This is a genomic window from Pseudooceanicola lipolyticus (assembly GCF_002786325.1).
Taxonomy (GTDB): domain Bacteria; phylum Pseudomonadota; class Alphaproteobacteria; order Rhodobacterales; family Rhodobacteraceae; genus Pseudooceanicola_C; species Pseudooceanicola_C lipolyticus.
The window spans coordinates 22,292-43,816 of the sequence record NZ_PGTB01000001.1 but is presented as its reverse complement, the minus strand read 5'-3'; the positions used below and the strand labels follow the sequence as shown (position 1 = coordinate 43,816).

Sequence of the window (21,525 nt, the reverse complement as noted above, 5' to 3'; positions counted from 1 at the left end):
ATTCGCAAATTGGATAATGCCTCGCCGCAATCTCGTGCAGGCTGTTGAGAGCGGGGCCTGCTGAGTCCCGCACCAACAGGAGAACCAAAATGGAACCAGGCGTCACCCCTTCTGACGGATCCGTCGAGGGCAAACAGTGGAATGTCGTGGGCCACATCTATACGCCCAAATTGCACAGCGAAAACGCGATGATCTGGCACGCGATCATCCCCGACGGCACAGGCGTGCCGCCGCATATTCACCCGGCTCAGGACGAATGGATCGTCATGCTGACTGGCAATCTCGAGGTTGCATTCGGCGATACGGTCGTCAAAGCGGGCCCAGGCGATACCGTCAAAATGCCGATGGGCATCGCGCATGGCATTTCCAACGTGTCCGGTGCCGAGGCAACTTGTGTCTTCGGTGTCGCGCCCTCGCGCAAGCTGTTCGATCTGTTCATCAACCTGGATGGCGTCACCGACCCCGCAGAACTGGTGCGCATCTCGGCCGAGCACGAGGTCGATTTCCTGCCGCCGCCAGCGGAATGAAGGAGCGGATCATGGTCAATCGCAAGAAGGTGGCCGTGATCGGTGGCGGGGTGTCCGGCCTCGCCGCTGCCAAGGCCTTTGACGAAAAAGGGCACCGGGTCTGCGGCTTTGAACGCAGCCACGATTTTGGCGGCGTGTGGGAACTGTCGCGGTCTTACCCCGATGTTCAGACGCAGTCGCCGAAGGATTTGTACTGCTATACCGATCATCCCATGCCTGCCGAGTATCCGGAATGGCCCAAGGGGCCGCAGGTGCACGCTTATCTGCATTCCTACGCGAACAAGCATCGGCTGGCGCGGCTGTTCAAGCTGAATACCGAGGTTCTGTCGATGGACCGGCGCGCGAATGGCACGGCCGGGTGGACGCTGACGCTGCGGTCAGGCGCCAATGAATGGACCGAGGATTTCGACTTCGTCGCGATCTGCACCGGCCAGTTTTCCGAGAAGAACATCCTCTCCCATCCCGGGCAGGAGGCCTTCGAAGAGACCGGGGGAGTGGTGCTGCATTCGTCGGATTACACCGACCCAGCAATGTGCGAGGGCAAGCACGTCGTCGTGTTGGGCGCCTCGAAATCCGGCACCGATATCGCGGTGAACGCGGCGCGGAACGGGGCCAAGTCGGTCCACCTTGTCTATCGCGAGAACGTGTGGCGGGTGCCCTATTTCGTGGGCGGGATCAATTTCAAGAAGCTGCTCTATATGCGGGCGCAGGAGATGCAGTTTAATGGCTGGTCCCGCGGTCCGGCTGCACGCCTTGTCGCGGCAATCACCAAGCCGCTGGTCTGGGCGAACTTCCGCGGGCTGGAGACGTTACTGAAGCTGCAACTTGGCCTCAAGAAGCACAACATGGTGCCGAATTCGCCGATCGAGAAGAACGCGTCTTGCTCGCTTCCGATCGTCACGCCGGGGCTGTTCGAAGAGATGAACGCCGGGCGGATCAAACCGGTCATCGGCAGCATCGACAGTTACAAGCCGGGCGAGGTCAAGCTGACGACCGGCGATACGATCCCCTGCGACCTGTCGATCCTCGCCGTCGGTTGGAAACTGGGTATCCCCTATCTTGCGCAGGAATATCGCAACAAACTGATCGAGGATGACGGCCAGTACCGGGTCTATCGGCTTTCGGTGAACCCGGACCTGCCGGACATGGGTTTTGTCGGTTTCAATTCGTCCTTCTGCACCGTGCTTTCGGCCGAACTGATCGCCAACTGGCTGGTGCGCTACATGGACGGCCAGCTTGACCGCCAGCCTTCGCAGGCCAAGATGAATGCCAATATCGACCAGATGCTGCATTGGCGCCGACGGGAACGGCCGGCGGCACAGGTCTATGGCGGGCTGTGTTCGGCACCCTTCCACTTCCGCCATTTTGACGAGCTGATGCAGGACATGGGGGCCAAGACCTGGAAGCGGTCAAACCCGATTGCCGAAACCTTCGCTCCACCAAGCGCAGCGGCATACGCACGGTTCCTTGCAACCACCCCGCCATACCGGGCTGGATGAGCGCGAAAGCCTGCGTTACGAAGTCAGTTCAGATAATCCGGGAGCGCTGACCGGGCTCAAACGACGCCCAAAAATAACCTTGCAAATCTTCCACTTCATGGAGTATTTGCAAGGTATGTTTCCGCGCAAGACCCATCAAAACGTACAATCGGCGTTGGAGAGCCAAGCCGCCGTGGTCCTTCTGGGCCCGCGCCAGGTTGGCAAAACGACGCTTGCGCTCGACATCGCGTCGGCGCGGCCTTCGGTGTATCTCGATCTTGAGCGGGAGGCGGACAGGCAGATCCTGAGCGAGCCGGATCTGTATCTGGACGAACAGGTGGGCAAGCTGGTGATCCTGGACGAGGTGCAGCAGATGCCCGGCCTCTTCAAAAGCCTGCGCGGCCAGATCGATCGGCGCAGGCGCGAGGGTTTTCGGACAGGGCAGTTCCTGCTGCTGGGCTCCGCCTCCAACGTGCTTTTGCAACAATCGGCAGAGTCGCTCGCCGGCCGTGTCAGATATATCGAGATGCCGCCTCTGCAACTGGCCGAGGTGGGGTCGGATCACATGAACACGCTTTGGCTGCGTGGCGGTTTTCCCGACAGTTTCCTGGCCGAGAGCGATCAGGCCAGCATGGACTGGCGTCTCGATTTCCTGCGCACCTATCTGGAACGCGACATCCCTGCCCTCGGGCCGCGCATTCCGGCGACGACGCTGCGGCGGTTCTGGACCATGCTGGCGCATGTCCAAGGCGGCCTGCTGAACGCCGCCGCCCTCGCCGAAGGGCTTGGGGTCTCGGGGCAGACTATCGGACGCTATCTCGACTTGCTTGTCGACCTCATGCTGGTACGGCGCCTTCAGCCCTGGCACGAAAATGTCGGCAAACGTCTTGTCAAATCGCCGAAAGTCTATGTCAGGGATAGCGGGGTCGTGCACGCCCTGCTGGGGCTGGGCCGCACCGAAAGCCTTCTGGGGCACCCGGTTGTCGGAGGAAGTTGGGAGGGGTTCTGTATCGAGGCTCTTCTGGCCGCGGCCCCCGCCGGTACCGAGCCCTATTTCTACCGGACATCGGCCGGTGCCGAACTCGATCTGGTCCTTCGCCTGCCCGCGGGTGACATCTGGGCGATCGAGATCAAACGCACGACCGCCCCCAAGGTCTCGCGTGGGTTCCACACGAGCGCGGAAGATATCAAGGCCAATCGAAAGTTATTGGTGTATGCCGGGCAGCAGGACGTCCCGGTTGCAAAGGATATCCGTGCATTGCCCCTCGACCAAGCGACCAGAGTTCTAAGCGAATTCTAGGTCAAAGCGGCGCGTCCACCCAGCGGTTGCACCCAGCTGGATGTGAACCACATTGCAACTGAACTGCCCCCCGCTGGCCGCCTCGCTCCTGTTTGGATTGTCACAAGGTCAGATCCAAATTTGCCGCGTATCCGCCCGCCATTCATCGCGAGGCAAAAGGGTCCGGCGGTCGCCCCCTCGCCTTCGCCTTAAAGCCCGCGACCGTTACACAGAATGACGTCGCCAATTTCCGCCATCGTCTCAAACCGCAGAACACCTTCAACCGCGCGCTCGGCCGGGGCGAAATGCAGGCAGGTCACCCCGGCGCGGCGCGCGCTCTCGATCCCGGTGACGCTGTCTTCGATGACAACGGCCTGGGCGGCCGACACCCCCGAGCCATGCAGGGCCGTCTGCAAAAGCCCGGGGTCGGGCTTGGCGACGCCGAGCGTCTGAGCCGAGTAGCAATGGTCGCGAAACTGCGTCCACAGACCATGCTGCTCCAACATCAGCTCCATCTTCGCCTCGCTGCCGTTCGAGGCGACGCACATGGGTATCCCGGCGGCGCGAAGCCTTGCAATCAGATCGGCGACACCCGGGATCAGGTTGGTACCGCGTGCCAGCCGGGCGTGAACGCGGGCATAAAGCCGGGACCGGAAATCAGCAGGCAGGTCCGCCCCCATGTCGCGGGCCGAGTGCAAAAGAGCGTCGATCGACAAGCCCATGAAGGCGTCGAGACAGGCCGCAAGGCTCAGGTCGAGCGCATGCTCGGCCAGCAGGGCGCGCAGCTCCTCGTGCATCGGGCGTTCACTGTCGACTAGCACCCCGTCGCAGTCGAAAATCACCAATGCCGGAGGCCGATCCAGTCCGCGCATCAGTGGCTGCTCACGGTTTCCCCGCTCAGGATGTAATGCGCCAGTCGGTCCGCGTTCAATCCATCCGTCTCCATCGACAGCTGGGTCTTGCCCTGTCGCAGGATTGTGACCCGATCGGCGGTGGCGACCACGTCCTTCATGCTGTGCGAAATCAGGATCACCGTCTTGCCGGCGGCCTTGAGCGACCGGATCAGTTCCAGAACCTGCTCGGTCTCGCGCACGCCAAGCGCCGCGGTCGGCTCGTCCAGGATGACGATCTGTGCGTTCCACCGCAGCGCACGGCAGATGGCCACGGCCTGCCGCTGCCCACCGGACAGCGCCTCGACCTTGGTATTCATGTCGGTGATGGACTTGTTCAGCTGCCCCATGTAGCGCAACGAAGCTTCGCGCATCCTTTTTTTGTCCAGCAGGCGCAGCCCCATCACCGAACGGGTCAGCTCGGCCCCCATGAAGATGTTCTGATAGATCGCCATGCGCGACGCCACCGCCAGGTCCTGGTGGATCGTCGCCAGCCCGCTGGTCAGCGCCTCGGTGGGCGTTTCGAACCGACGGGGCAGGTTATCGATCTTGAATTCGCCCTGGTCGGGGATTTCCACCCCCGACAAGATTTTTATGAGAGTGGACTTGCCGGCGCCGTTGTCGCCGCAGATCGCGTGGATCTCGCCCTCTCTGATGGTCACGTCCACACCGCGAAGGGCTTCGACGGCACCGTAGTTCTTGTAGATGCCTCGGACTTCAACTTTGGTCGTCATTCGCGAATCCCCAAGCCGTGCAATCGTGTTGTTATTCGCTCAGGAACTCGTCGACATTGCTGGCATCGACCAGAACCGCGTTCATGAACATGTAGGGTCCGGGCACCAGCGTCTCTTTCTCGACCCCCTCGACAGCAATGGCCTGCATCGCGTCGACCGCTGCCGTGCCCATCTCTTCGAAGGGGATCGAAACGGTGGCCGTCATCATCGAGTTCTCATCCTTGATCCGGCGAAACGCTTCTTCGCCGCCATCGATCGAGATCAGCGGCACATCACCCTTGCTCATCCCTGCCGCCAGCAGCAGATCATCGATGACAAAGGCCTGGCCGTCAAAGGACGCCCAAACACCGTCGAAATTCCCGGTCTGCTGCAGGATCAGCGCCTGCATCCCGTTGCGGACGTCCTCGCGCCAGCTCTGGGTGCGGGCCATAGAGTGCTCGCCGACGATCTGAACGGCGGTGTTCTCGCTCAGGACGGAATCCAGGATCTTGCCGCGAATACGGGTGCCGGCATTGGCCTCGAACCGCTGAACCAGGAGGTTGCCGCGGAAATTGATCATGCCCAACAGGTACAGGGCGGCATCGGCGCCGACACCGTATTCGTTCACCTGTATGTCAAACAGAGTATGCGGGCTCGACCCGCTCATGACCGAGATCACCGGAATGCCGGCGGCCTTGGCCGCTTCGAACTGCCCATCGGCCTCGACCGGCTTGGACATGCAGACCACCAGCCCGTCGACGCCCTTCTGGATCAGGTTGTCCAACTGTTCCGCATGGGTTTGCAAGGCACCGTTGGAGTTCAGGATCTGCGCCTCCCAGCCCAGTTCGGTGGCGCGCGCCTCGACCGCGTTGGCACAGCGCGCATGGGTTTCCGAAGACATCTGGAACGCGACAACGCCCAGTTCGAATGCCGCGGCCTGACCGGCCAGCGTGATCCCCGCGACGGCCATCGCGATGGGCTTCAATAGTCTGGAGGTTTTCATTTTAGTCTCCCGTTGGTTTAAGTGTCTGATATTCTTTTTGTTTACAGGCTGAAAGCCGCCTGCTTCAGAACTGTGGCCGAAATGGCGACCGATGCAATGATGATGATGCCCAGGACGATGTCCTGAATGTAATACTGGGCGCCCAGCAGCACGAGCCCATTGGACAACATCACGATGATCAGCGACCCGACAAAACTGCCAAGGATGTTCGGCTTGGCCGGGGTAAACATCGTCATCCCCAAAAGGGCCGCTGCGATGGCCAACAGCATGTAATCGCCGCCCATTTGCGGTGCGGCACTGGACAAGTTCGCCGTCAGCAAGATCGCCGTCACACCCGCGCTTAGCCCCGAGATGGTCAGACCCAGCACCTTGCGCCGACGCGTGTTGATGCCCGCGCGGCGCGCCGCCTCCTCGTTTTCACCGGTGGCCTGCAGTTGAATGCCAGTCTTGGTCTGGGTCGACAGCACAACGGCCACGATCAGCGCAACCAGCATGACCAGCACCAGAACCGGTATCGGCCCGATCTTGCCCCGTGCCAGGAACAGGAAGTTCGGGTCCCACCGCCCCACAAAAGCCACGCCGCCGGTAATCATGAAGGCGAACCCATTGGCCATCGCCGAGGTGCCAAGCGTCGCGATCAGGGATGGCACCTTCAGCACCGTGATCAGGAACCCGTTGATCATGCCGGCAAGGACCCCGGCGATCAGCCCCACCACCGAGGCCAGCGCCCAGTGCACGTCGCTCATGATCAGAAAGCCGATAATGACGGCACACAGGCTGCAGACATTGGCAAAGGACAGGTCCAGCTCGGAAGTGATCAGGGCGAAGGTAAAGCCCATGGCCAGGATGCTTAAAAAGCTGACCTGCTTGAGAACATTCAACAGATTGGCACCGGAGGCAAAGTTATTGGCAAAAATTGCCAGAAAGATGAACACGGCCACTCCAGCCAGAAGCGTTCCGTATTTCTCGATGATTTGTTTGGCGTTCATTTCAGATTCATCCCGATCGGCGGCACCAGTTCGAAGCCACCGGATACATTGGTGACCGTGCCGGTGATGAACGAAGACCGATCTGACAGCAAGAAGCCGCACAGTTCCGCCACGTCCTCGGGCCGTCCAAGGCGTCCTGCCGGCGTCCGGGCACTGACAGCGCGCTCAAGTTGCTCAAATTTCTCACCGGGGAAGGCCTGGCGCACCATCTGCGTATCGATGACCCCGGGGGCCACCGCGTTGGCACGCAACCCATGGGCCCCGTAGGTCTGGGCGATGTTGTAGGTCAGCGTGCAGACACCCCCCTTGCCCGCGCCATAGGCCGGGTTGGCTCCGCCGCTGATTGCCGCCAGGGATGAGATCAGCACGATAGAGCGCGGAGAAGGCGGCTGTGTCAGGCAGATGTCGATAAAGGCGCGCGTGACGTAGAAGGCCGAAGACAGGTTTATATCCAGGAATGTCTGCCAGCTTTCGGTGTCCTGTTCGTGAAAGCGCGCGACGGAAGAGGCCCCTGCGCAATTGACCAGCCCGTCAAGGCGTCCGAAATGCGCAAACCCCTTTTCAACCAAGTCCCGCGTCGCTTCCGGGTCGGTCAGATCGGCAGCCAAGGCCAGCCCGTCCGTACCCACAATTTGGGCCAGACCGTCGGTCACCCCAAGCGAGGTGCCGAAGATCCGCCAGCCCATTCCGGCCGCGACACGCGCCGTGGCCAGCCCGATGTCACCACTGGCGCCGGTGACCAGGACAACAGGCCTGTCTTGCGCGTTTGGCATCACGCGTATTCCTTGTTGAACACGCTCATCAGTTTTTCGGCCCGGCGCGGGTCGACCTCGTTCAGGGTCTGACCATCGACCTTGATGGACGATCCGATGATGAATCCGTCCGAGACCTCGGCCATGCGCAGGATGTTTTCGGCGCTGACCCCGGTGCCGACCAGAACCGGCGTATCCGGCACGGCCTCGGCAGTGTCGGCAATCTTGCTCAGGTCGGCTTCGCGACCTGCCGCCGGCCCGGACACGCAGACGCTGTCGGCCAGACCCAGGAAAACGGCGCCGGACGCAACCTGCGGCGTCGGGCGAGTGTCCAGCGTGATCGAGAATCCGGGCGTCACGTTGCAGATCAGCGCGATGTCCTGGGCCTGCAGATCCGCGCGCAATCGCAGCGCCCGTGCGCCGTCTGGAACCACATGGCCAATATCACCCACATAGGACCCGGTGAGAAAGCAGCGCACGAACTCGCCACCCGTGGCATGAGCAATCGAGATCGACGCGATCGGGTCGATCAGCATGTTGATTCCAAAAGGCAGGTCGATCTCGGCCTGGCATTCCGCCACGAGGTCGGTCATCGCCGCGACGGTCTCGGGCGCCATCACGGGCATGTAGGGCATGTCGGATTCATTGCAGTACATCACCGAGTGATAGCCGCAATCCCGCAGGATCTTCGCCTCTTTCTTGGCCTGCTTGACCAGCTTTCTCATACCGCCGGTACGATCGTACATGGGTGAACCGGGCATCGCCAAGGTATGCACCATACCCACGATGAACTTGTCCTGGTTGTAGCGATCCTTGAACAGCGTTTTCATTCTCTTGCCTATTCGTTCAGTTGTGTGTGGAGGAGGCCCGCGCCAGCCGCCGGGAGGTGTCCCGGACAACTTCGGTCGAGGATTTGAAGAGGTCGAACCAGGTGTCATAGCGGTCGCGCCACTGGGCCGAGGGACGGTACCAGGTGCCGTCGGTCAGAATTGAAGCGGTGATCCGACCGATGTCCGACGAACTATTGCCCGACAGCTGGGCTGCCCCGATCAGCCCGGACTCGGGCGAGCGGGGTACAAAGATGGCGCGATCCAGGATATCGGCCTTGAGCTGACACAAATGCGCGTTATTGGCCAACCCGCCCGAGAAACAGACATGCGCAGCTTGTTCGCCGGTCGCCTTTTCGGCGCGCTCCAAAATCAACCGCGACAGAAAGTTCAGCCCCTCGGCCACAGCGCGAAGCAGGGCGGCGTTGTCATGGGTGCCATTCAGGCCCAGAAAGGCGCCCCGCAGGTCCGGATCCCAAAAGGGCGTGCGCTCGCCCTCCAGGTAGGGCAGGAACAGCGGCGGGTCCCCGGCCCCGGCAAAGCTCTCGGCCAGGGCCTGCTCGACCGGAACGCCGGGAAAGAACCGGTCGCGTGCCCAGGTGAGCTTGGTCGCCGCGCCTTGGCTTGGACCGCCCAGCTGCCATTGTTCGGGACCCCAGCGAACGGTCAGCAACTGCCGCGCCTCGTATCGCTCGCGGGTGATCACACCGAACACGTCGGAGGTGCCCGAGATGCCATAGGCGGCCCCTGGGTTCAGGCCGCCACTCCCCAATACGCAGGTCCAGGTATCGTTTGAACCGCAATAGACCGGTTTGCCCGCAAGGGCGGCCAACTCCTCGGGCAGGTCGCCCCCAACCCGGCCAACCTCGGCAAACGGGCTCAGCGGCTCGGGACAGATCTCGCGCGCGATACCCAGGGCGCGCGCCGCAAGAGGATCCGCCTCGATCACGTCGAAAAACGCGCTCATCACCTGTTGCGACACCAGGTCCGACCGCACCCGGCCGGTTAGCCGCAGGTTCATAAAATCTTTCGGCTCAAGAACCTTGTCGACCCGCGCCCAGACCTCGGGCCGGCGGGCTTGCACCCACAACAGGCGTACGATCGGATGAAAGGGGCTCAGCCCGTCGGCCCGCTGGGCCAGATCATCCGGTGCGCGTTCAAGAAAGCTTGCCAGCACCCGGGTGCCGCGCGAGTCTTGGAAGGTGATCGCCGGATGAACGGCCTTGCCCGCCCGATCCACCAGAACCTGTGTTCGCGTGAACCCGCAACCGGCCACCGCATCGACCTGCCCCAGGTCTTCACCCTCTGCCTGCAATTGCCGGCAGGCCGCGCAGAAATTCGACCACCACAGGTTCGGGTCGGCCTCGAATTCGCCGCCTGGCCCGCGGTCGATGGTTTGCGGAATGCGCACCATCCGCCGCACCGACACCCCCTCGACCACCGCGACACGCAGGCTGCTTCCGCCCAGGTCATAGGCCAGAACCCGGCTCATGCCATCACCTCGGCCGAGCTGGATTCCTGCACGAAACTGTAGCGGTCCGGCCGGATATAGTTCCGCGAAACCTCGATCACATGGCCATCCTGATCATGGGCGATGCGGTGCGAGACGAAGACTGCGGTCGGATCGTCCAGCCCCAGCGCCTCGCGCACCTCGACCGGGGCGATGGCACAGCTCAACACCTCGCGGATCCGGCCAACCCGGGCACCGAACTCCTGCTCGACAATCTTGTAGAGCGAGCGTGATTCGAACTGGCGACGCGGCAGTTCGGTCAGCTTGGTGAAGGGCAGCACCGAGGTCTGCAACACGCAGGCCTCGCCATTCAGCAGCCGCAGGCGCACCAGTTCGAACACCTCATCCGCGGCGGCGGTTTCGAACAGGGTCTGCTCGGCAATGCTGCGGACGCGCCGGCGATACGACACCAGCCGCGTGCCCGGCCGCACGCCCGACAGGCTGGTGTGAGACAGGAAGTCCATGCCGCTGGACACCCTGCGGGTCAGCGCGCCCTTCTTCAGGAACGTCCCCTGCCCTTGCCGCCGCTCGATAAATCCCTCCTCCTCAAGCGCGCGAAGTGCCTTGCGCACCGTGGTCCGGCTGACCGCAAAGGCTTCGACGAAATCGTTCTCAGATGGCAGCAATGTTCCAGGAGAGAAACGGCCATCGCCGAATTCCGTCCTGATCTGCACCGCTACATTTCGATAGAGCATATCGTTCTCCTGCCCTGAGGCTATTGAAGGGAAAAAACACAGGTCAAGAACATGTATTTTAGATAAATCATTTAATTACAATATATTAAGAAATATATATGGCCTTACTTGTATCATACTTATATCTCTGCCGGACAAGCGGCCGCTGCCGAGACAAAGCACCGCCAGCCCAGCCATCACCCCACCGTCAATGCGGCGCTGGTGACCTTACCTCGTCGCGATCATGGATCGGCACAGGCGAGCAGCTCTGTTGGGGCGCGACGCGACCACCCCCAAAGCATTGCTCGTCGGGGGCCCATCTTCGCCTTGAAGCGCTTGGGCAAGTTTCGCAGAGGAAACGTGTCCTCAATGTTCGGCAGTTTGAGCGGCGGCGGGCCGGGCGATACGCGACAGGGCGCCTTCGGCCCATCGGTGTGACGCCGCCCCAAAGCAATCGTGCAGGCTGTCGACGGCAATCACGCTGCCAAGTGCGAGCCGTCCCAGCAGGCTCAGGCCCGGGGCAAACCGATCATCCCGCCCGATCAGGCGACCGTCGGGGCCGGTGCGTGCTGCCAGATCGTCAAGCTTTGTCAGCCAGCCGTCTTGCATCAGGTCCGAGATCATCTGGTCGGTGACCTGTTGCGGATCGGGTGACGGAAGCACAGCGTCGATCATCACCTCGGCGGTCGCATTGCGACCATCGGCACTCAGCCGCCACCCGCCGTCAACCAGCGAGATATCCGGATCGCGGGCCAGATCGGTCGAGACCAGGCCAAGCTCGATCAGAGCCACAAGCTCTCGGCAGGCGTCGACGGGGGGCCCATAGGAATACCGTTTCAGGCCTTCGTCGAAAGCGACGATCAGTGCCGCGGTCCTTGGCGGAGTATCTGCCGGGTTATAGCCCTGCCGCAACGTGTCTTGCCACTTGCGCCAGACCTGTCCAGCGACATAGCCGACAGACGGCGGGCGGTTGCCGTCGGCCATGGCGATACCATCAATCAGACAGTCCACCGCCGCGCCACGATCCTGAGCACCGGGATCCGCCCATTCCGTGGCAAGCCAGTCGGGCACCGCGTTCCGCGTCGTTTTCGCGCCGCAGCGTGCCAGTATGCGCTGGACCGGCCGGATCATCGCATCGGTGATACGGTCCCGCGCCGCATCGGGGCTGTCGTTTACGGCGGCCGCCAGCGCCTTGCGAAACGCCGCCGTTTCGTCCGATGTCGGGTCAAAATCTGCGTCGATCTCCGCGGTCCCGGGTTTGGGATAAGGCGGCTGGCCATCGAGGGAAAACGGCATGATACAACGTGGTTCACGCCCCGAAGGTTGATAGCCCGCGCTGGAAAAGCGCCCACCCATCCCTCGGGTGAGAACCCGGACGACATCGAAGGACGACAGCGCCAAGCCGCGCACGGCAACCATTTTTCCAGTCCAGGCTTCCGCCTGCTGAAGGAGTGTCCGCGCCGGGTAAGCCTGCGCCAGAATTCCGCCGAACCGTGCTGCCTGCGCCTGCCAGGCCGCCAGCTGACCATCAGGTTTGGTCGCAGGCTGACCGGGCACAAGCAGGACTTCGCGATAGGGCCCGCGCCAAACCCCGCCGGCTTTCAGATGCCATGCCTGCCCTCTGCGGCTGACGTTCTCCACCTGCACCGCGTAATTTGTCAGCGTCAGGCCCGGGGCGCGCATCAGCGCGTCGAGACGGTGCTGCAGATATGCCCCCAGCCGCGGTCGCGGCGGGAAGGAATCGCGATCGATCGGCGGGACCAGCCATTCGGACAGCGGCGCCAGGCCCATCGCTTCGGGCGCGCGCAAATCAATGTCGCGCATCGGGATGTTCAACCGGCATAGATCGCTTTCGGCCGGATCGAAATTGGGCCCGGCACCGGGAGCGGGGTGCGGGTCGAACAGGTCCACCGGAACGCATATCCCAAATTTTTCCGCCAGACCTGCCAGCGCCTCAAGCGCACCGACGCCGCGCGGGCCGAGTCCGACAACGGCGATCCTGCGATCCTTGAGCATGTCCATGGCATCCGCCTCTGTGTTCCTGACCGCTGATGAATTAGCCCGAGCGTCGTTCGGGCCAATGGCCAGCAGACAGCGACGTCGCGGATTTTGCATCCGGGGACGTTTCCCGAGCTGCCGAGAAAGCATACTGAACCGGCCGAGGCATTCAATCCAGCCCACGGTGCCGCCAACGCAGACTATCTCGACAGATGATGCTGCCGATGGTCGAACCGCGTTGACGCGCTTTTGAACCCCGAGGCGCGACGATGTTCCGGACGGTGGATGCGAAGGGCGTCGAGCTTCATCTTTTGTACGGCGCAATCAGGTCCGCCATCATGCCCATCTCCTCCTCGTTCAAATCCGTAAGTGGAGATCGTACCGGCCCGGCATCGAACCCCTGCAGGCGGACACCGGCCTTGATCGCGGATACGGCATAGCCCTTGGACCGATTGCGGATCTCCATGAAGGGATAGAAGAACCCGTTCAGGATCTCTTCGCAACGGGTGCGATGGCCGGCGCGCAGCGCGTCGTAGAACTCGATGGCAAGGCCGGGGACAAAGTTGAACACGGCCGAGGAATAGGTGGTAAAGCCCGCGCCCAGATAGGCTTCGGCGAAAAGTTCCGCGGTGGGCATACCGCCGAGATACATCAGCCGGTCGCCCATCTTGGCGGTGACCTGCCGGACCAGCCCGATGTCGCCCGACCCGTCCTTGAACCCGATCAGGTTGGGGCAATCGTCGCACAGGCGCGCCAGCGTGGCAGGCTGCAGGATCGAATTGTCACGGTTGTACACCATGACCCCGATGCCCACGGAATCGCAGACCTTTTTGACATGCGCGTAAAGCCCGTCTTGCGGCGCATCGATCAGGTAGTGCGGGATCAGCAGAATACCGTCCGCCCCGGCCGCTTCGGCGGACTGCGCGATTTCAACCGCGATTTCGGTGCCATAGCCGCAGCCCGATACGATCGGCACATCTCCCGCCGAGGCCTTGGCCGCCTGCACGATTTCCGGGATTTCCGACGGTTTCAGCGAAAAGAACTCACCCGTGCCACCCGCGGCAAACAGGGTCGCGGCGGGAAAGCTGGACAACCAGCCGACGTGATCTTCATAGACCGCACGATTGAAGGCACCATCCGCACCAAACGGTGTCACGGGGAAAGACAGAAGGCCTGAGCCCAGCGAAGTCTTGAGGTGTTGCGGGTCCATGATGTGCTCCGGTGTTCGGTTCGGGACCAGAGCTACTCGAGCCGCCAGACAAGTGTCAATAACTTGTATGATGAATCCTAGGGTTTGCGCAGCATGTTCCGATATCTCTGCTGGCTTCCCTTCAGATGATGGCGCATGGCATCGCGGGCGCCGTCGGCGTCACCGGCGGCAATCGCGTCAGCAATCGCCCGGTGCTCGCTCGAGATCAGGCTGATATAGCTGTCGGGGCTGCGATGCGCGCCGCTGGCCTGAAGGGCCGAGCGCGGGATCACCGATGGCCCCATGAGATCAAGGAATTCGGCAAAGCGCGGGTTGTTGGCTGCAACCGCAATGGCGCGGTGCAGACGGAAATCGGCTTCGGTCGTGTCCTCGCCCGTCTGGGCCAGAGCGCGAATCTCGGCCTCCGCTTCATAGATCTCTTCTTCCTGCGCCGGGGACCGGCGGGTCGCCGCCAGCGCCGCGGCCTCCATTTCAACCGCGGTGCGCAGCTCAAGCACTTCAATAATAGATGAAATCTTGTCCACATCGAGGATCTGGAAGGGGCGCTGAATACCGATGGACGGCTCCAGAACAAACACGCCCGCGCCCTGGCGCGGCTCAACCAATCCATCCGCACGAAGCGCGGCAATGGCTTCGCGCACAACGGTGCGCGAGACCGAATACGCCTCGGTCAGTTGCGCTTCGGACGGCAGGCGATCCCCGACCTCGAATTCACCCTTCTCGATCCGGCCGCGCAGGCCGGACGCGACTTCGGATACCAGATTGCGCCTGCCGCCGGGAGAAGTTCTTTTTTGTGTGGTCTCGGCCATGCCATTATCCTTCTGCCATAGACCTTAAGCGGAATCGCGATGATTTTGTCAAACCTTCGTCAAACGTATCATATGTGTTGACAGCTTATATGATGTTTCGCCATACCCCCGTCATCCGCGGGCGCACCGCATGGCCCTTTGGGGGGACAACGATGATTTTTACCCAGCTGGTCCTGAGCGGCGCCATCGCGGCCGTGACTGTTCCCGCACCTGCCGAGTCGCGAAGCGGCTGGAACAATCGCCTGGAGGATTACCCCTTTTCCCTCGTGCCTGCGCGCGTTGCGGCGGAAGTGGTTGAAACGTCCGAATGCCGGATCGCACCGATGCTGACGACCCACATGCCTGCTCTCTCGATGACCTTTCCCTACGACTGAAATAAGGAGCTGACGCCTTGAAACGACTGCTCATCACCGGCGCGGCCGGAAACCTTGGACGGCTGGCGCGAGCGCGCCTTGGGCATCTGGCCGATGTGCTGCGCCTGTCCGACATCGCCGATCTTGACCCCGCCGGGCCGGGCGAAGAGGTCGTGAACTGCGATCTCGCAGACGCGGACGCAGTGCATGATCTGGTCCAGGATTGCGATGGTATTCTGCACCTGGGCGGCGTATCGGTCGAACGCCCCTGGGATCAGATTCAGCGCGGCAATATCACCGGCGTCTACAACCTTTACGAAGCCGCCCGCGCCCATGGCCTGCCGCGCATCTTGTATGCCTCCTCGAACCACGCCATCGGGTATTATCGCCAGGACGAGGTGATCGACACTACGGCACCACAGAAACCCGATGGCCTTTACGGTGTCTCCAAGTGTTTCGGCGAAGCGATGGCGTCGCTTTACCATTCCAAGTTCGGGCAAGAGACGGCGCTGATCCGCATCGGGTCGTGTTTTGAAAAGCCCCGCGACCGGCGGATGTTGGCCACCTGGCTGTCGCCGGATGACTTTGTCAGACTCGTCGAATGCGTGTTCCGGGTTCCGATGCTGGGCTGCCCGATTATCTGGGGCGTGTCCGACAATGACGAAGGCTGGTGGAATACCGAAACGGCGCGGCTGATCGGCTGGCGGCCCAAGGACAATTCCGAAACCTTCCGGGCCGAGATCGAAGCCGCCGCGCCATGCCCGCCCAAGGATGCGCCCGAAAGCGTCTATCAGGGCGGCAAGTTCATTGCGGAACCGATCTACAAAGATTGACCGATGCCGTTTCTGCACCATGCCACATAGCTGATCGCCGGTTGCCATGCACCGGCGCCGGCGAAGGGCACTAATCGGTCGACAACAGTTCCCTAACCTTGTCGATCGCCTGTTCTCCGTGCTGTTTCATATTCGCGACCACGGCGGTGTTGTAATGCCGTGCAATCCCCGCATAGCCAGGCCGGGACCGGCACCGTTCCAGCCAATCGGTGATCGGGCGCATGTCGTCGCTCTCTTCCCAGATCCAGTTTTGCGCCATGTCATCCAAGCGACAGACATAGGGCAGCATCGCGATATCCGCGAGACCGTAGGACCCGCCGGTCAGCCATGTGTTGGATCGCAGCGCCTCGCCCATCTTTTTCAGCACACCGACATAGTTGTGCAGGTGGGGCTTGACGAGTGGGGCATCCAGACCGCTGTTGATCGCCTCCAGACGCTCGGCCCGGACCTGGGGCGTCCATTTCTTCATCTGTTCGCTGCGGTCCTGGTGCCGCCAGGCGATGGCGAAGGAGACGGTTGAACACCACAGGTGCAGCCCGGCATCCGGCACCAATGTCCATTTGCGCATTTGCGCGCGTTCAAAGGGATCGCTGGGCCGCAGCGGGATCTCGGGATAGGCGTCGTCAAGATATTCGCAAATGACGGTGGATTCGACTATCACCCTGCCCTTGTCGATCAACGTGGGCACGACGCCCTTCGGGTTCAGTTGCAGATAGGCCGGCGTGTGCGAGTCCCCGGCCCCGAGATTGAGGTGATGTTCGATCGGGCTCAGGTTCTTCTCGGCGATGGTCACCCGCACCTTCTGGGCACAGACCGACATATCGTTGTGGTAAAGTTCCATCTGTTTCTCCCTCAGAGTTCGGAAGTCGGGCGCGGCCGCGGCCGGCCGGGCAGGAGGCGGCGTAAATCGTGAAGACGGCGCTTCAGCTCGACACTGTCGCTGATGCCGACCGCAAGCAGCACCGCGCCGGTGACGATGTCCTGAGCGAAGGGTTTCACACCGATGGCGGTCAGGCAGGATTGCAGAGTGCACAGCACCAATACCCCGCCAGCGATGCCGACCGGATGACCGCGCCCGCCACCCAGCGAGACCCCGCCGATGATCGCCGCCGCCGCCGCCGGCACCAGAATGTTGGACAGCGCCGTTGGAGAGGCCGCCGCCAGGCTGTAGCTGAGCAAGGCGCCGGCGCAGGCGCTGAGCAGGCCGGAAAGCGCGAAGATCACCAGGGTGATCACCCCGGTCGGGACGCCGGCCACAACCGCGGCCTGCGGGTCGCTGCCGGTTGCCTGGATTTGAGGCCAAAGCCGGGTTCGCGCGGCGATGAAACCTGCCAGCACAACCAGTGCCGCCGCCAGCAGGAAACGTGGCGAGGCCAGCAGAAACAGCGGGTCGTCGACAAACTGGGCAAGCTCCATCCGTTGCAGGGAAATTTCCTGATTTCCCGTGATCACATAGGCAATGCCGTTCAAGGTCAGCAGCCCGCCAAGGGTGACGCCAATCGAACCCAGCCGCAGCCAGACGATCAACACGCCCTGGAGGGCGCCGAAAAGCAGGCCAAAAATCGCAGCAGCGGCGATGCCGCCGATCGGACTGGCCACGCCCAGCGTAACCGCGATACAGCCCCCCACCGTCGCATGACCCGCCACCGACAGGTCGAAATGCCGGATGATCATGGTCAGGCCCAGGGCCAGCGCGATCGGACCAAGGGTCGCGAATTGCTGCAGGATGCTATAGCCCAGCGAGGCCGAAACCAGCGTCGATCCCCCCTGCGCCAGAAAGACAAGCCCCACCGCCGCCAGGACGACAAAGGGGCGCATGCTTCTGTTGCCCGAGATCTGTTGCATGAGCATCCTCACTTCCGCTGCAAAATGATGACAAGCAACACGAGCACCCCCAGGGCCAGATGCTGAAGCTCGGTTGAGAAGCCGCGCAGGACCAAGACGGCCTGGAATACCGCGATGATGAGCGTGCCGAAAAAGGTGCGCAGGATCGAACCGCTGCCGCCGTGAATGGCGGTGCCGCCCACCAGCACGGCCGAGATCGCATGGTATTCCATGCCGATGCCATGTTGCAGATCGCCCGAGCCATAGCGTGCGGCCATCAGAATTGCGGCAAATGCGGTGAAGAACCCGGCCAGCACAAAAGACCAGGTGATCGGGCGCCAGGGTTCGATGCCCGCAGCCAGGACCGATCGCGGGTTGGACCCGGTCAGAATGATCTGGCGTCCGATCCGCGTGTGCCCCAGTATGGCCTGCCCGGCGACGACCACCCCCAGAAACACCGCCAGCGGCAGGGGGACAGGCCCGAGGTTGCCCTTGAAAGCGGCGGTTTCGGTTCCGAAGGCGTAGATGCCGCGCCCTGCAGTGATCTGGGTTGCGATACCTGTGATCAGCGCGAAAGAGGCCATCGTCACGATAATCGGGTTGGCCCTGAGATAGCCGATCACCAGCCCCTGCACCCCGTTCAGCAGGCAGCTGAACAGAATGGCCAGCCCGGCCGCCGGCCACAGTCCCAGCGGCAGGGCGGCGACGAAGACGATGGTGGTTGCCGACAGCCCGACCCCGAGGCTGAAGGACATCAGGCTGCCGCCGATGGTGATGAAACTCATCCCGACAGCCACGCAGCCGACAAAGGACATGGTGGTCAGGAAGGAACGGATGGCCGGCGCCGACAGGAACCCTGGCGTGGTCACCGCGAAGAGGACGAGACAGCCGATGGCGGCGATGCGGATCGCGGTCGCGATGCGATCGGCGGCAACTGGCAGTCGCCGAGACAAGAGAAGAGTACTCATGCGGCCTCCGGATGCGTGACGTCAGCGATCAGCCGGGGCATGTCGATGGCGTCGGCGTTGTAGCTGTTGATCACCCGTCCCCGGAACATCGTGACGACCACGTCGCCCAGACCGAGAACTTCGGTGAAATCGGTGGAGGCAATCACAAGGCCATAGCCCTGCTCGCAAAAGCGGCGCATCAAGGCATAGATTTCGGCCCGCGCCCCGACATCGATGCCGCGCGTTGGCTCGATCATGGCAATGACCTTGCCGCCGTGATCGTCGACCCATCGACCGAAGGCCAGTTTTTGCTGATTGCCGCCGCTGAGGTCGCAGGCGCGGGTTGCCATTCGGGACAAATCCACGCCCACATGCGCGGCCAGGCCCCGGGCCTCCTTGCGCAGGCGGTACAGGTTCAGCCAGCCCACCTGCGACCGGCGGCGCAGCCGCGTTGCAACAAGGTTGGACCAGACCGGTTCTTGAATGAAAATACCTTCTTCGGCGCGGTCGCCCGAGACAAAGCGGATCCCGGCAGCCAGCGCCTTTTCCGGCCGGCCCAGGGGCAGAACCTGATCATCGACCGAGATCGTTCCGCTGGCATCGCTGACCAGGCCGCACAGCGACCGCACGACATCTTCGGCACCCGATCCCAGCTGGCCGGTCAGGCAGACGATCTGGCCGCGCGGCACCGAGAAGCTGACCGCTTCGGTCCGGTTGGGTATCTGCAGCCCTGTGACCTGCAACATCGGCTTGCCGCCCTTGGGTTCATGGGCGGGATACATGTCGCCCAGCGAGCGGCCGAGCATGAGTTCGATCAACTGGCTTTTGTCGAGCTCGGCAACCGGACCGTCCGAAACGACTGCGCCGTTTCGCATGATGGTGGCGGTGTCGCACACGTCGAAGACTTCGCCCAGGCGATGCGTGATATAGAGAATGGCGCAGCCGTTGGCGCGCAGCTTGCGCAGCGCAGACATGATCGAGGCGATTTCCCCATCCGACAAGGTCGCGGTTGGCTCGTCCAGGATCAGCACACGGGTGTCGCGGCTCATCATCCGGGCAATCTCGATCAGCTGACGCTCGCCGGTCGAGAGGTCTTCGGCCGATTTGTCGAGCGGGATATGGCCGGCACCGATGCTGTCCAGCGCTGCGCGCGCGTGGCGTCGCAATTCCGGGCGGCGGTGAAACATCGGCAGATCCGACAATCCGAGCAGGATATTGTCGAAAACCGATAGCCCCCGGCAGACGCTCAGCTCTTGCGAGACCAGGTTGATCCCCAGGTCCTGCGCCTCGCGGGGGTTTGCGGGCCTGACGGGCGCTCCATCGATCTGAATCTCGCCGGCATCCGCCATGTGGATGCCGGTGAGGATCTTGACGAGAGTACTTTTTCCCGCCCCGTTTTCGCCCAGTATCGCCCGGAGCTCGCCAGAGCGAAGGTCAAGCGATACGTCGCTCAGCGCTTGTATCGCACCGAAGCGCCGCGCCAAGCCCTGCACCGAAAGAACAGGGGGCGCCGGCTGGGAAGGGGCGCGTTTCTGCGCCGCCTCCAGACTTGCTGTGGGGGTGTCCATGATTGTGATCCTGACCCGGCTGGGCTGGCGTCAGTACGAACAGGCCGAGGCATGATCGGCGAGGTTGTCAGCCGTGACGATCACGTGTTGTTCAAAATATTCCGGCGCGACCTCGCCTCCGTTCAGCAGGTCTTGCATCACCTGTACGGCGGTGCTGGCCGAGACTGCCGGCAACATTTCCACGGTCGCGGCTATGGTTCCGGCCATGATCCCCTGAATGCCAGGGGCCTGGCAATTGCCACCCACGATGATCAGACCGTCATCTCCGCCAAGCGCGATGCCCGCGGTTTCCGCGGCCTGCACCGCGGCATTGGCCAGCCGGTCATTCATACCGTAGATGCCGTCAAGCCCGCCGGTGCCCGCAAATCGCGCCAGCAGCTGACCGGTGACCTGTTCGCCGGTGACCGGATTCCATTTCACATCTTCAATAGCAACAATCTCGAAATCCGGCGCAAGTTCCGCGAGGGTTTTCTTGAAGGCGTCCAGGCGCAGCGGCGCCACGCCTTCGGCCAGCGCCCCTGTGATCGCCGCAATGCGGCCCGAGGACTTGCCCTGCGCGGCCAGGGCCTCGGCCATGGCGCGGGCGGCCAGGGTGCCAAGGGTAGTCGAATCTTCCCCGATATAGGAATAGGCCAAGGTCTTGCTGTCCTCGGCCAGCGGCGCCATGGCGGTTAGAACCGGCACATCGGCTTCTTTGGCGCGGGTGAGGCTGGGCACGATGGCGTTCTGGCTGATCGCCTGCAAGATGATGCCGTCGAAGTTCTGCGCAACGGCGTCGTCGAACTGGCGCGCCTGAAGTGCGGGGTCAAACGGGCTGGAAAACACGCTGACATCCATCCCCTGCGCCTTTGCCCCCGCTTCGAAGGTGGCCACCCAAGTGCCGATGAAGGCGTCCTGTGTCGGCCCGACGAGAAGTGCAATGGTCTTGGCGTTCTCGGCGCTGGCAGTGTTGGCGGCAAAGGCACAAGCCAGTGCAAGTGCTGCCGGTTTGCAGAGCAAAGTCTTCATTGTCGTTCCTCCCTGGATTTCCCGCGAGCCTCCTCGGCCGCTCCTCCCGATCATGCCTCGGCACGATACGTTTTTCATAGTAATAAATATTACTAGCTTGTAAATATATTTTATGGTCGGCTGAATTCCACGCTCGTGGCCAAACTGGTTTTGCCGATAACCACTTGTGCTCTCGCGCAATATCGCTGCGTTGAGCATTTCGAACGGGCCGGAAAACAGTGGTGACCTGTTGCTTGGTTCCTCCGTGTTCCGCGGGTGTGTGGCGGAATTCTGGCCCGCGGAATCAGCGAATTGAGAATCTACACTGTCTGGGTCGACTTGCCCCAATGTCGC

At 62.3% G+C, this 21,525-nt stretch carries 21 protein-coding genes; 5 read left to right on the top strand and 16 right to left on the bottom strand.

Annotated elements, in window-relative coordinates:
• Positions 1 to 89: 89 nt before the first annotated feature.
• The 3 genes from CVM52_RS00220 to CVM52_RS00210 all read left to right on the top strand — a co-directional run bounded on the left by CVM52_RS00220 (position 90) and on the right by CVM52_RS00210 (position 3,305).
• Positions 90 to 527, top strand: coding sequence for a cupin domain-containing protein (locus CVM52_RS00220; RefSeq protein ID WP_100160717.1), 438 nt, complete (start codon positions 90 to 92; stop codon positions 525 to 527).
• An 11-nt stretch (positions 528 to 538) separates the two neighbouring features.
• Complete coding sequence (locus tag CVM52_RS00215; RefSeq protein ID WP_100160898.1) at positions 539 to 2,026, top strand: flavin-containing monooxygenase; 1,488 nt, start codon at positions 539 to 541, stop codon at positions 2,024 to 2,026.
• Positions 2,027 to 2,141: 115 nt separating this feature from the next.
• Positions 2,142 to 3,305 (top strand): ATP-binding protein, encoded by a 1,164-nt coding sequence (locus CVM52_RS00210; RefSeq protein WP_100160716.1) that lies wholly within the window; start codon positions 2,142 to 2,144, stop codon positions 3,303 to 3,305.
• A 188-nt stretch (positions 3,306 to 3,493) separates the two neighbouring features.
• Here the strand turns inward: CVM52_RS00210 and CVM52_RS00205 are convergent, their stop codons facing one another.
• The 11 genes from CVM52_RS00205 to CVM52_RS00155 all read right to left on the bottom strand — a co-directional run bounded on the left by CVM52_RS00205 (position 3,494) and on the right by CVM52_RS00155 (position 14,659).
• A complete protein-coding gene (locus tag CVM52_RS00205) occupies positions 3,494 to 4,156 on the bottom strand; it encodes an HAD family hydrolase (RefSeq protein ID WP_100160715.1) in 663 nt (220 codons plus the stop codon).
• Positions 4,156 to 4,908: an ATP-binding cassette domain-containing protein gene (locus CVM52_RS00200; RefSeq protein ID WP_100160714.1), complete on the bottom strand. Its 753-nt coding sequence runs from the start codon at positions 4,906 to 4,908 to the stop codon at positions 4,156 to 4,158. Before CVM52_RS00200 ends, CVM52_RS00205 begins: the two co-directional genes overlap by 1 nt.
• Positions 4,909 to 4,939: 31 nt before the next feature.
• Positions 4,940 to 5,890, bottom strand: a complete 951-nt coding sequence (locus CVM52_RS00195) for a sugar ABC transporter substrate-binding protein (RefSeq protein WP_100160713.1) — start codon at positions 5,888 to 5,890, stop codon at positions 4,940 to 4,942.
• Between the two features lie 41 nt (positions 5,891 to 5,931).
• Positions 5,932 to 6,879 (bottom strand): ABC transporter permease, encoded by a 948-nt coding sequence (locus CVM52_RS00190; RefSeq protein ID WP_100160712.1) that lies wholly within the window; start codon positions 6,877 to 6,879, stop codon positions 5,932 to 5,934.
• A complete protein-coding gene (locus tag CVM52_RS00185) occupies positions 6,876 to 7,652 on the bottom strand; it encodes an SDR family NAD(P)-dependent oxidoreductase (RefSeq protein WP_100160711.1) in 777 nt (258 codons plus the stop codon). Before CVM52_RS00185 ends, CVM52_RS00190 begins: the two co-directional genes overlap by 4 nt.
• Positions 7,652 to 8,461 (bottom strand): BtpA/SgcQ family protein, encoded by an 810-nt coding sequence (locus CVM52_RS00180; protein ID WP_172720864.1) that lies wholly within the window; start codon positions 8,459 to 8,461, stop codon positions 7,652 to 7,654. The genes CVM52_RS00185 and CVM52_RS00180 overlap by 1 nt, the downstream gene beginning before the upstream one ends.
• 16 nt (positions 8,462 to 8,477) lie before the next feature.
• The gene (locus CVM52_RS00175; RefSeq protein ID WP_100160709.1) at positions 8,478 to 9,950 is read right to left on the bottom strand and encodes a xylulokinase; all 1,473 of its coding nucleotides are present in this window, start codon (positions 9,948 to 9,950) and stop codon (positions 8,478 to 8,480) included.
• Positions 9,947 to 10,663: a GntR family transcriptional regulator gene (locus tag CVM52_RS00170; protein ID WP_100160708.1), complete on the bottom strand. Its 717-nt coding sequence runs from the start codon at positions 10,661 to 10,663 to the stop codon at positions 9,947 to 9,949. Before CVM52_RS00170 ends, CVM52_RS00175 begins: the two co-directional genes overlap by 4 nt.
• Before the next feature lie 345 nt (positions 10,664 to 11,008).
• Positions 11,009 to 12,823 (bottom strand): FAD/NAD(P)-binding protein, encoded by a 1,815-nt coding sequence (locus CVM52_RS00165; RefSeq protein ID WP_133119759.1) that lies wholly within the window; start codon positions 12,821 to 12,823, stop codon positions 11,009 to 11,011.
• A gap of 121 nt (positions 12,824 to 12,944) precedes the next feature.
• Entirely contained in the window at positions 12,945 to 13,850 is a 906-nt protein-coding gene (kdgD, locus tag CVM52_RS00160; protein WP_100160706.1) for a 5-dehydro-4-deoxyglucarate dehydratase, read from the bottom strand.
• Positions 13,851 to 13,927: 77 nt separating this feature from the next.
• On the bottom strand, positions 13,928 to 14,659 hold the full coding sequence (locus CVM52_RS00155) for a FadR/GntR family transcriptional regulator (RefSeq protein ID WP_100160705.1): 732 nt from the start codon (positions 14,657 to 14,659) through the stop codon (positions 13,928 to 13,930).
• Between the two features lie 152 nt (positions 14,660 to 14,811).
• Here CVM52_RS00155 and CVM52_RS00150 point away from each other — a divergent pair, with 152 nt between their 5' ends.
• Together CVM52_RS00150 and CVM52_RS00145 are read left to right on the top strand one after the other, a co-directional pair.
• Positions 14,812 to 15,033 carry a hypothetical protein gene (locus CVM52_RS00150; RefSeq protein WP_133119758.1) on the top strand — a complete coding sequence of 74 codons (222 nt, stop codon included), beginning with the start codon at positions 14,812 to 14,814 and terminating at the stop codon, positions 15,031 to 15,033.
• Between the two features lie 17 nt (positions 15,034 to 15,050).
• On the top strand, positions 15,051 to 15,845 hold the full coding sequence (locus CVM52_RS00145; protein ID WP_100160703.1) for an NAD-dependent epimerase/dehydratase family protein: 795 nt from the start codon (positions 15,051 to 15,053) through the stop codon (positions 15,843 to 15,845).
• Positions 15,846 to 15,915: 70 nt separating this feature from the next.
• Here the strand turns inward: CVM52_RS00145 and CVM52_RS00140 are convergent, their stop codons facing one another.
• Genes CVM52_RS00140 through CVM52_RS00120 form a run of 5 tightly spaced genes read right to left on the bottom strand, consistent with a single transcriptional unit; the run spans position 15,916 to position 21,192 of the window.
• Positions 15,916 to 16,686 carry a glutathione S-transferase family protein gene (locus CVM52_RS00140; RefSeq protein WP_100160702.1) on the bottom strand — a complete coding sequence of 257 codons (771 nt, stop codon included), beginning with the start codon at positions 16,684 to 16,686 and terminating at the stop codon, positions 15,916 to 15,918.
• A gap of 11 nt (positions 16,687 to 16,697) precedes the next feature.
• Positions 16,698 to 17,696: an ABC transporter permease gene (locus CVM52_RS00135; RefSeq protein ID WP_100160701.1), complete on the bottom strand. Its 999-nt coding sequence runs from the start codon at positions 17,694 to 17,696 to the stop codon at positions 16,698 to 16,700.
• A gap of 2 nt (positions 17,697 to 17,698) precedes the next feature.
• A complete protein-coding gene (locus CVM52_RS00130; RefSeq protein ID WP_100160700.1) occupies positions 17,699 to 18,637 on the bottom strand; it encodes an ABC transporter permease in 939 nt (312 codons plus the stop codon).
• Positions 18,634 to 20,184 carry a sugar ABC transporter ATP-binding protein gene (locus tag CVM52_RS00125; protein WP_100160699.1) on the bottom strand — a complete coding sequence of 517 codons (1,551 nt, stop codon included), beginning with the start codon at positions 20,182 to 20,184 and terminating at the stop codon, positions 18,634 to 18,636. The genes CVM52_RS00130 and CVM52_RS00125 overlap by 4 nt, the downstream gene beginning before the upstream one ends.
• 30 nt (positions 20,185 to 20,214) lie before the next feature.
• Positions 20,215 to 21,192 (bottom strand): sugar ABC transporter substrate-binding protein, encoded by a 978-nt coding sequence (locus CVM52_RS00120; RefSeq protein WP_172720862.1) that lies wholly within the window; start codon positions 21,190 to 21,192, stop codon positions 20,215 to 20,217.
• Positions 21,193 to 21,525 lie beyond the last annotated feature (333 nt).

What these genes read in the sequence shown, in the direction of transcription:
- CVM52_RS00220 (WP_100160717.1), top strand. Translation starts at nt 90, where the DNA reads ATGGAACCAGGCGTCACCCCTTCTGACGGATCCGTCGAGGGCAAACAG.
- CVM52_RS00215 (WP_100160898.1), top strand. Translation starts at nt 539, where the DNA reads ATGGTCAATCGCAAGAAGGTGGCCGTGATCGGTGGCGGGGTGTCCGGC.
- CVM52_RS00210 (WP_100160716.1), top strand. Translation starts at nt 2,142, where the DNA reads ATGTTTCCGCGCAAGACCCATCAAAACGTACAATCGGCGTTGGAGAGC.
- CVM52_RS00205 (WP_100160715.1), bottom strand. Translation starts at nt 4,156, where the DNA reads ATGCGCGGACTGGATCGGCCTCCGGCATTGGTGATTTTCGACTGCGAC.
- CVM52_RS00200 (WP_100160714.1), bottom strand. Translation starts at nt 4,908, where the DNA reads ATGACGACCAAAGTTGAAGTCCGAGGCATCTACAAGAACTACGGTGCC.
- CVM52_RS00195 (WP_100160713.1), bottom strand. Translation starts at nt 5,890, where the DNA reads ATGAAAACCTCCAGACTATTGAAGCCCATCGCGATGGCCGTCGCGGGG.
- CVM52_RS00190 (WP_100160712.1), bottom strand. Translation starts at nt 6,879, where the DNA reads ATGAACGCCAAACAAATCATCGAGAAATACGGAACGCTTCTGGCTGGA.
- CVM52_RS00185 (WP_100160711.1), bottom strand. Translation starts at nt 7,652, where the DNA reads ATGCCAAACGCGCAAGACAGGCCTGTTGTCCTGGTCACCGGCGCCAGT.
- CVM52_RS00180 (WP_172720864.1), bottom strand. Translation starts at nt 8,461, where the DNA reads ATGAAAACGCTGTTCAAGGATCGCTACAACCAGGACAAGTTCATCGTG.
- CVM52_RS00175 (WP_100160709.1), bottom strand. Translation starts at nt 9,950, where the DNA reads ATGAGCCGGGTTCTGGCCTATGACCTGGGCGGAAGCAGCCTGCGTGTC.
- CVM52_RS00170 (WP_100160708.1), bottom strand. Translation starts at nt 10,663, where the DNA reads ATGCTCTATCGAAATGTAGCGGTGCAGATCAGGACGGAATTCGGCGAT.
- kdgD (WP_100160706.1), bottom strand. Translation starts at nt 13,850, where the DNA reads ATGGACCCGCAACACCTCAAGACTTCGCTGGGCTCAGGCCTTCTGTCT.
- CVM52_RS00155 (WP_100160705.1), bottom strand. Translation starts at nt 14,659, where the DNA reads ATGGCCGAGACCACACAAAAAAGAACTTCTCCCGGCGGCAGGCGCAAT.
- CVM52_RS00150 (WP_133119758.1), top strand. Translation starts at nt 14,812, where the DNA reads ATGATTTTTACCCAGCTGGTCCTGAGCGGCGCCATCGCGGCCGTGACT.
- CVM52_RS00140 (WP_100160702.1), bottom strand. Translation starts at nt 16,686, where the DNA reads ATGGAACTTTACCACAACGATATGTCGGTCTGTGCCCAGAAGGTGCGG.
- CVM52_RS00135 (WP_100160701.1), bottom strand. Translation starts at nt 17,696, where the DNA reads ATGCTCATGCAACAGATCTCGGGCAACAGAAGCATGCGCCCCTTTGTC.
- CVM52_RS00130 (WP_100160700.1), bottom strand. Translation starts at nt 18,637, where the DNA reads ATGAGTACTCTTCTCTTGTCTCGGCGACTGCCAGTTGCCGCCGATCGC.
- CVM52_RS00125 (WP_100160699.1), bottom strand. Translation starts at nt 20,184, where the DNA reads ATGGACACCCCCACAGCAAGTCTGGAGGCGGCGCAGAAACGCGCCCCT.
- CVM52_RS00120 (WP_172720862.1), bottom strand. Translation starts at nt 21,192, where the DNA reads ATGAAGACTTTGCTCTGCAAACCGGCAGCACTTGCACTGGCTTGTGCC.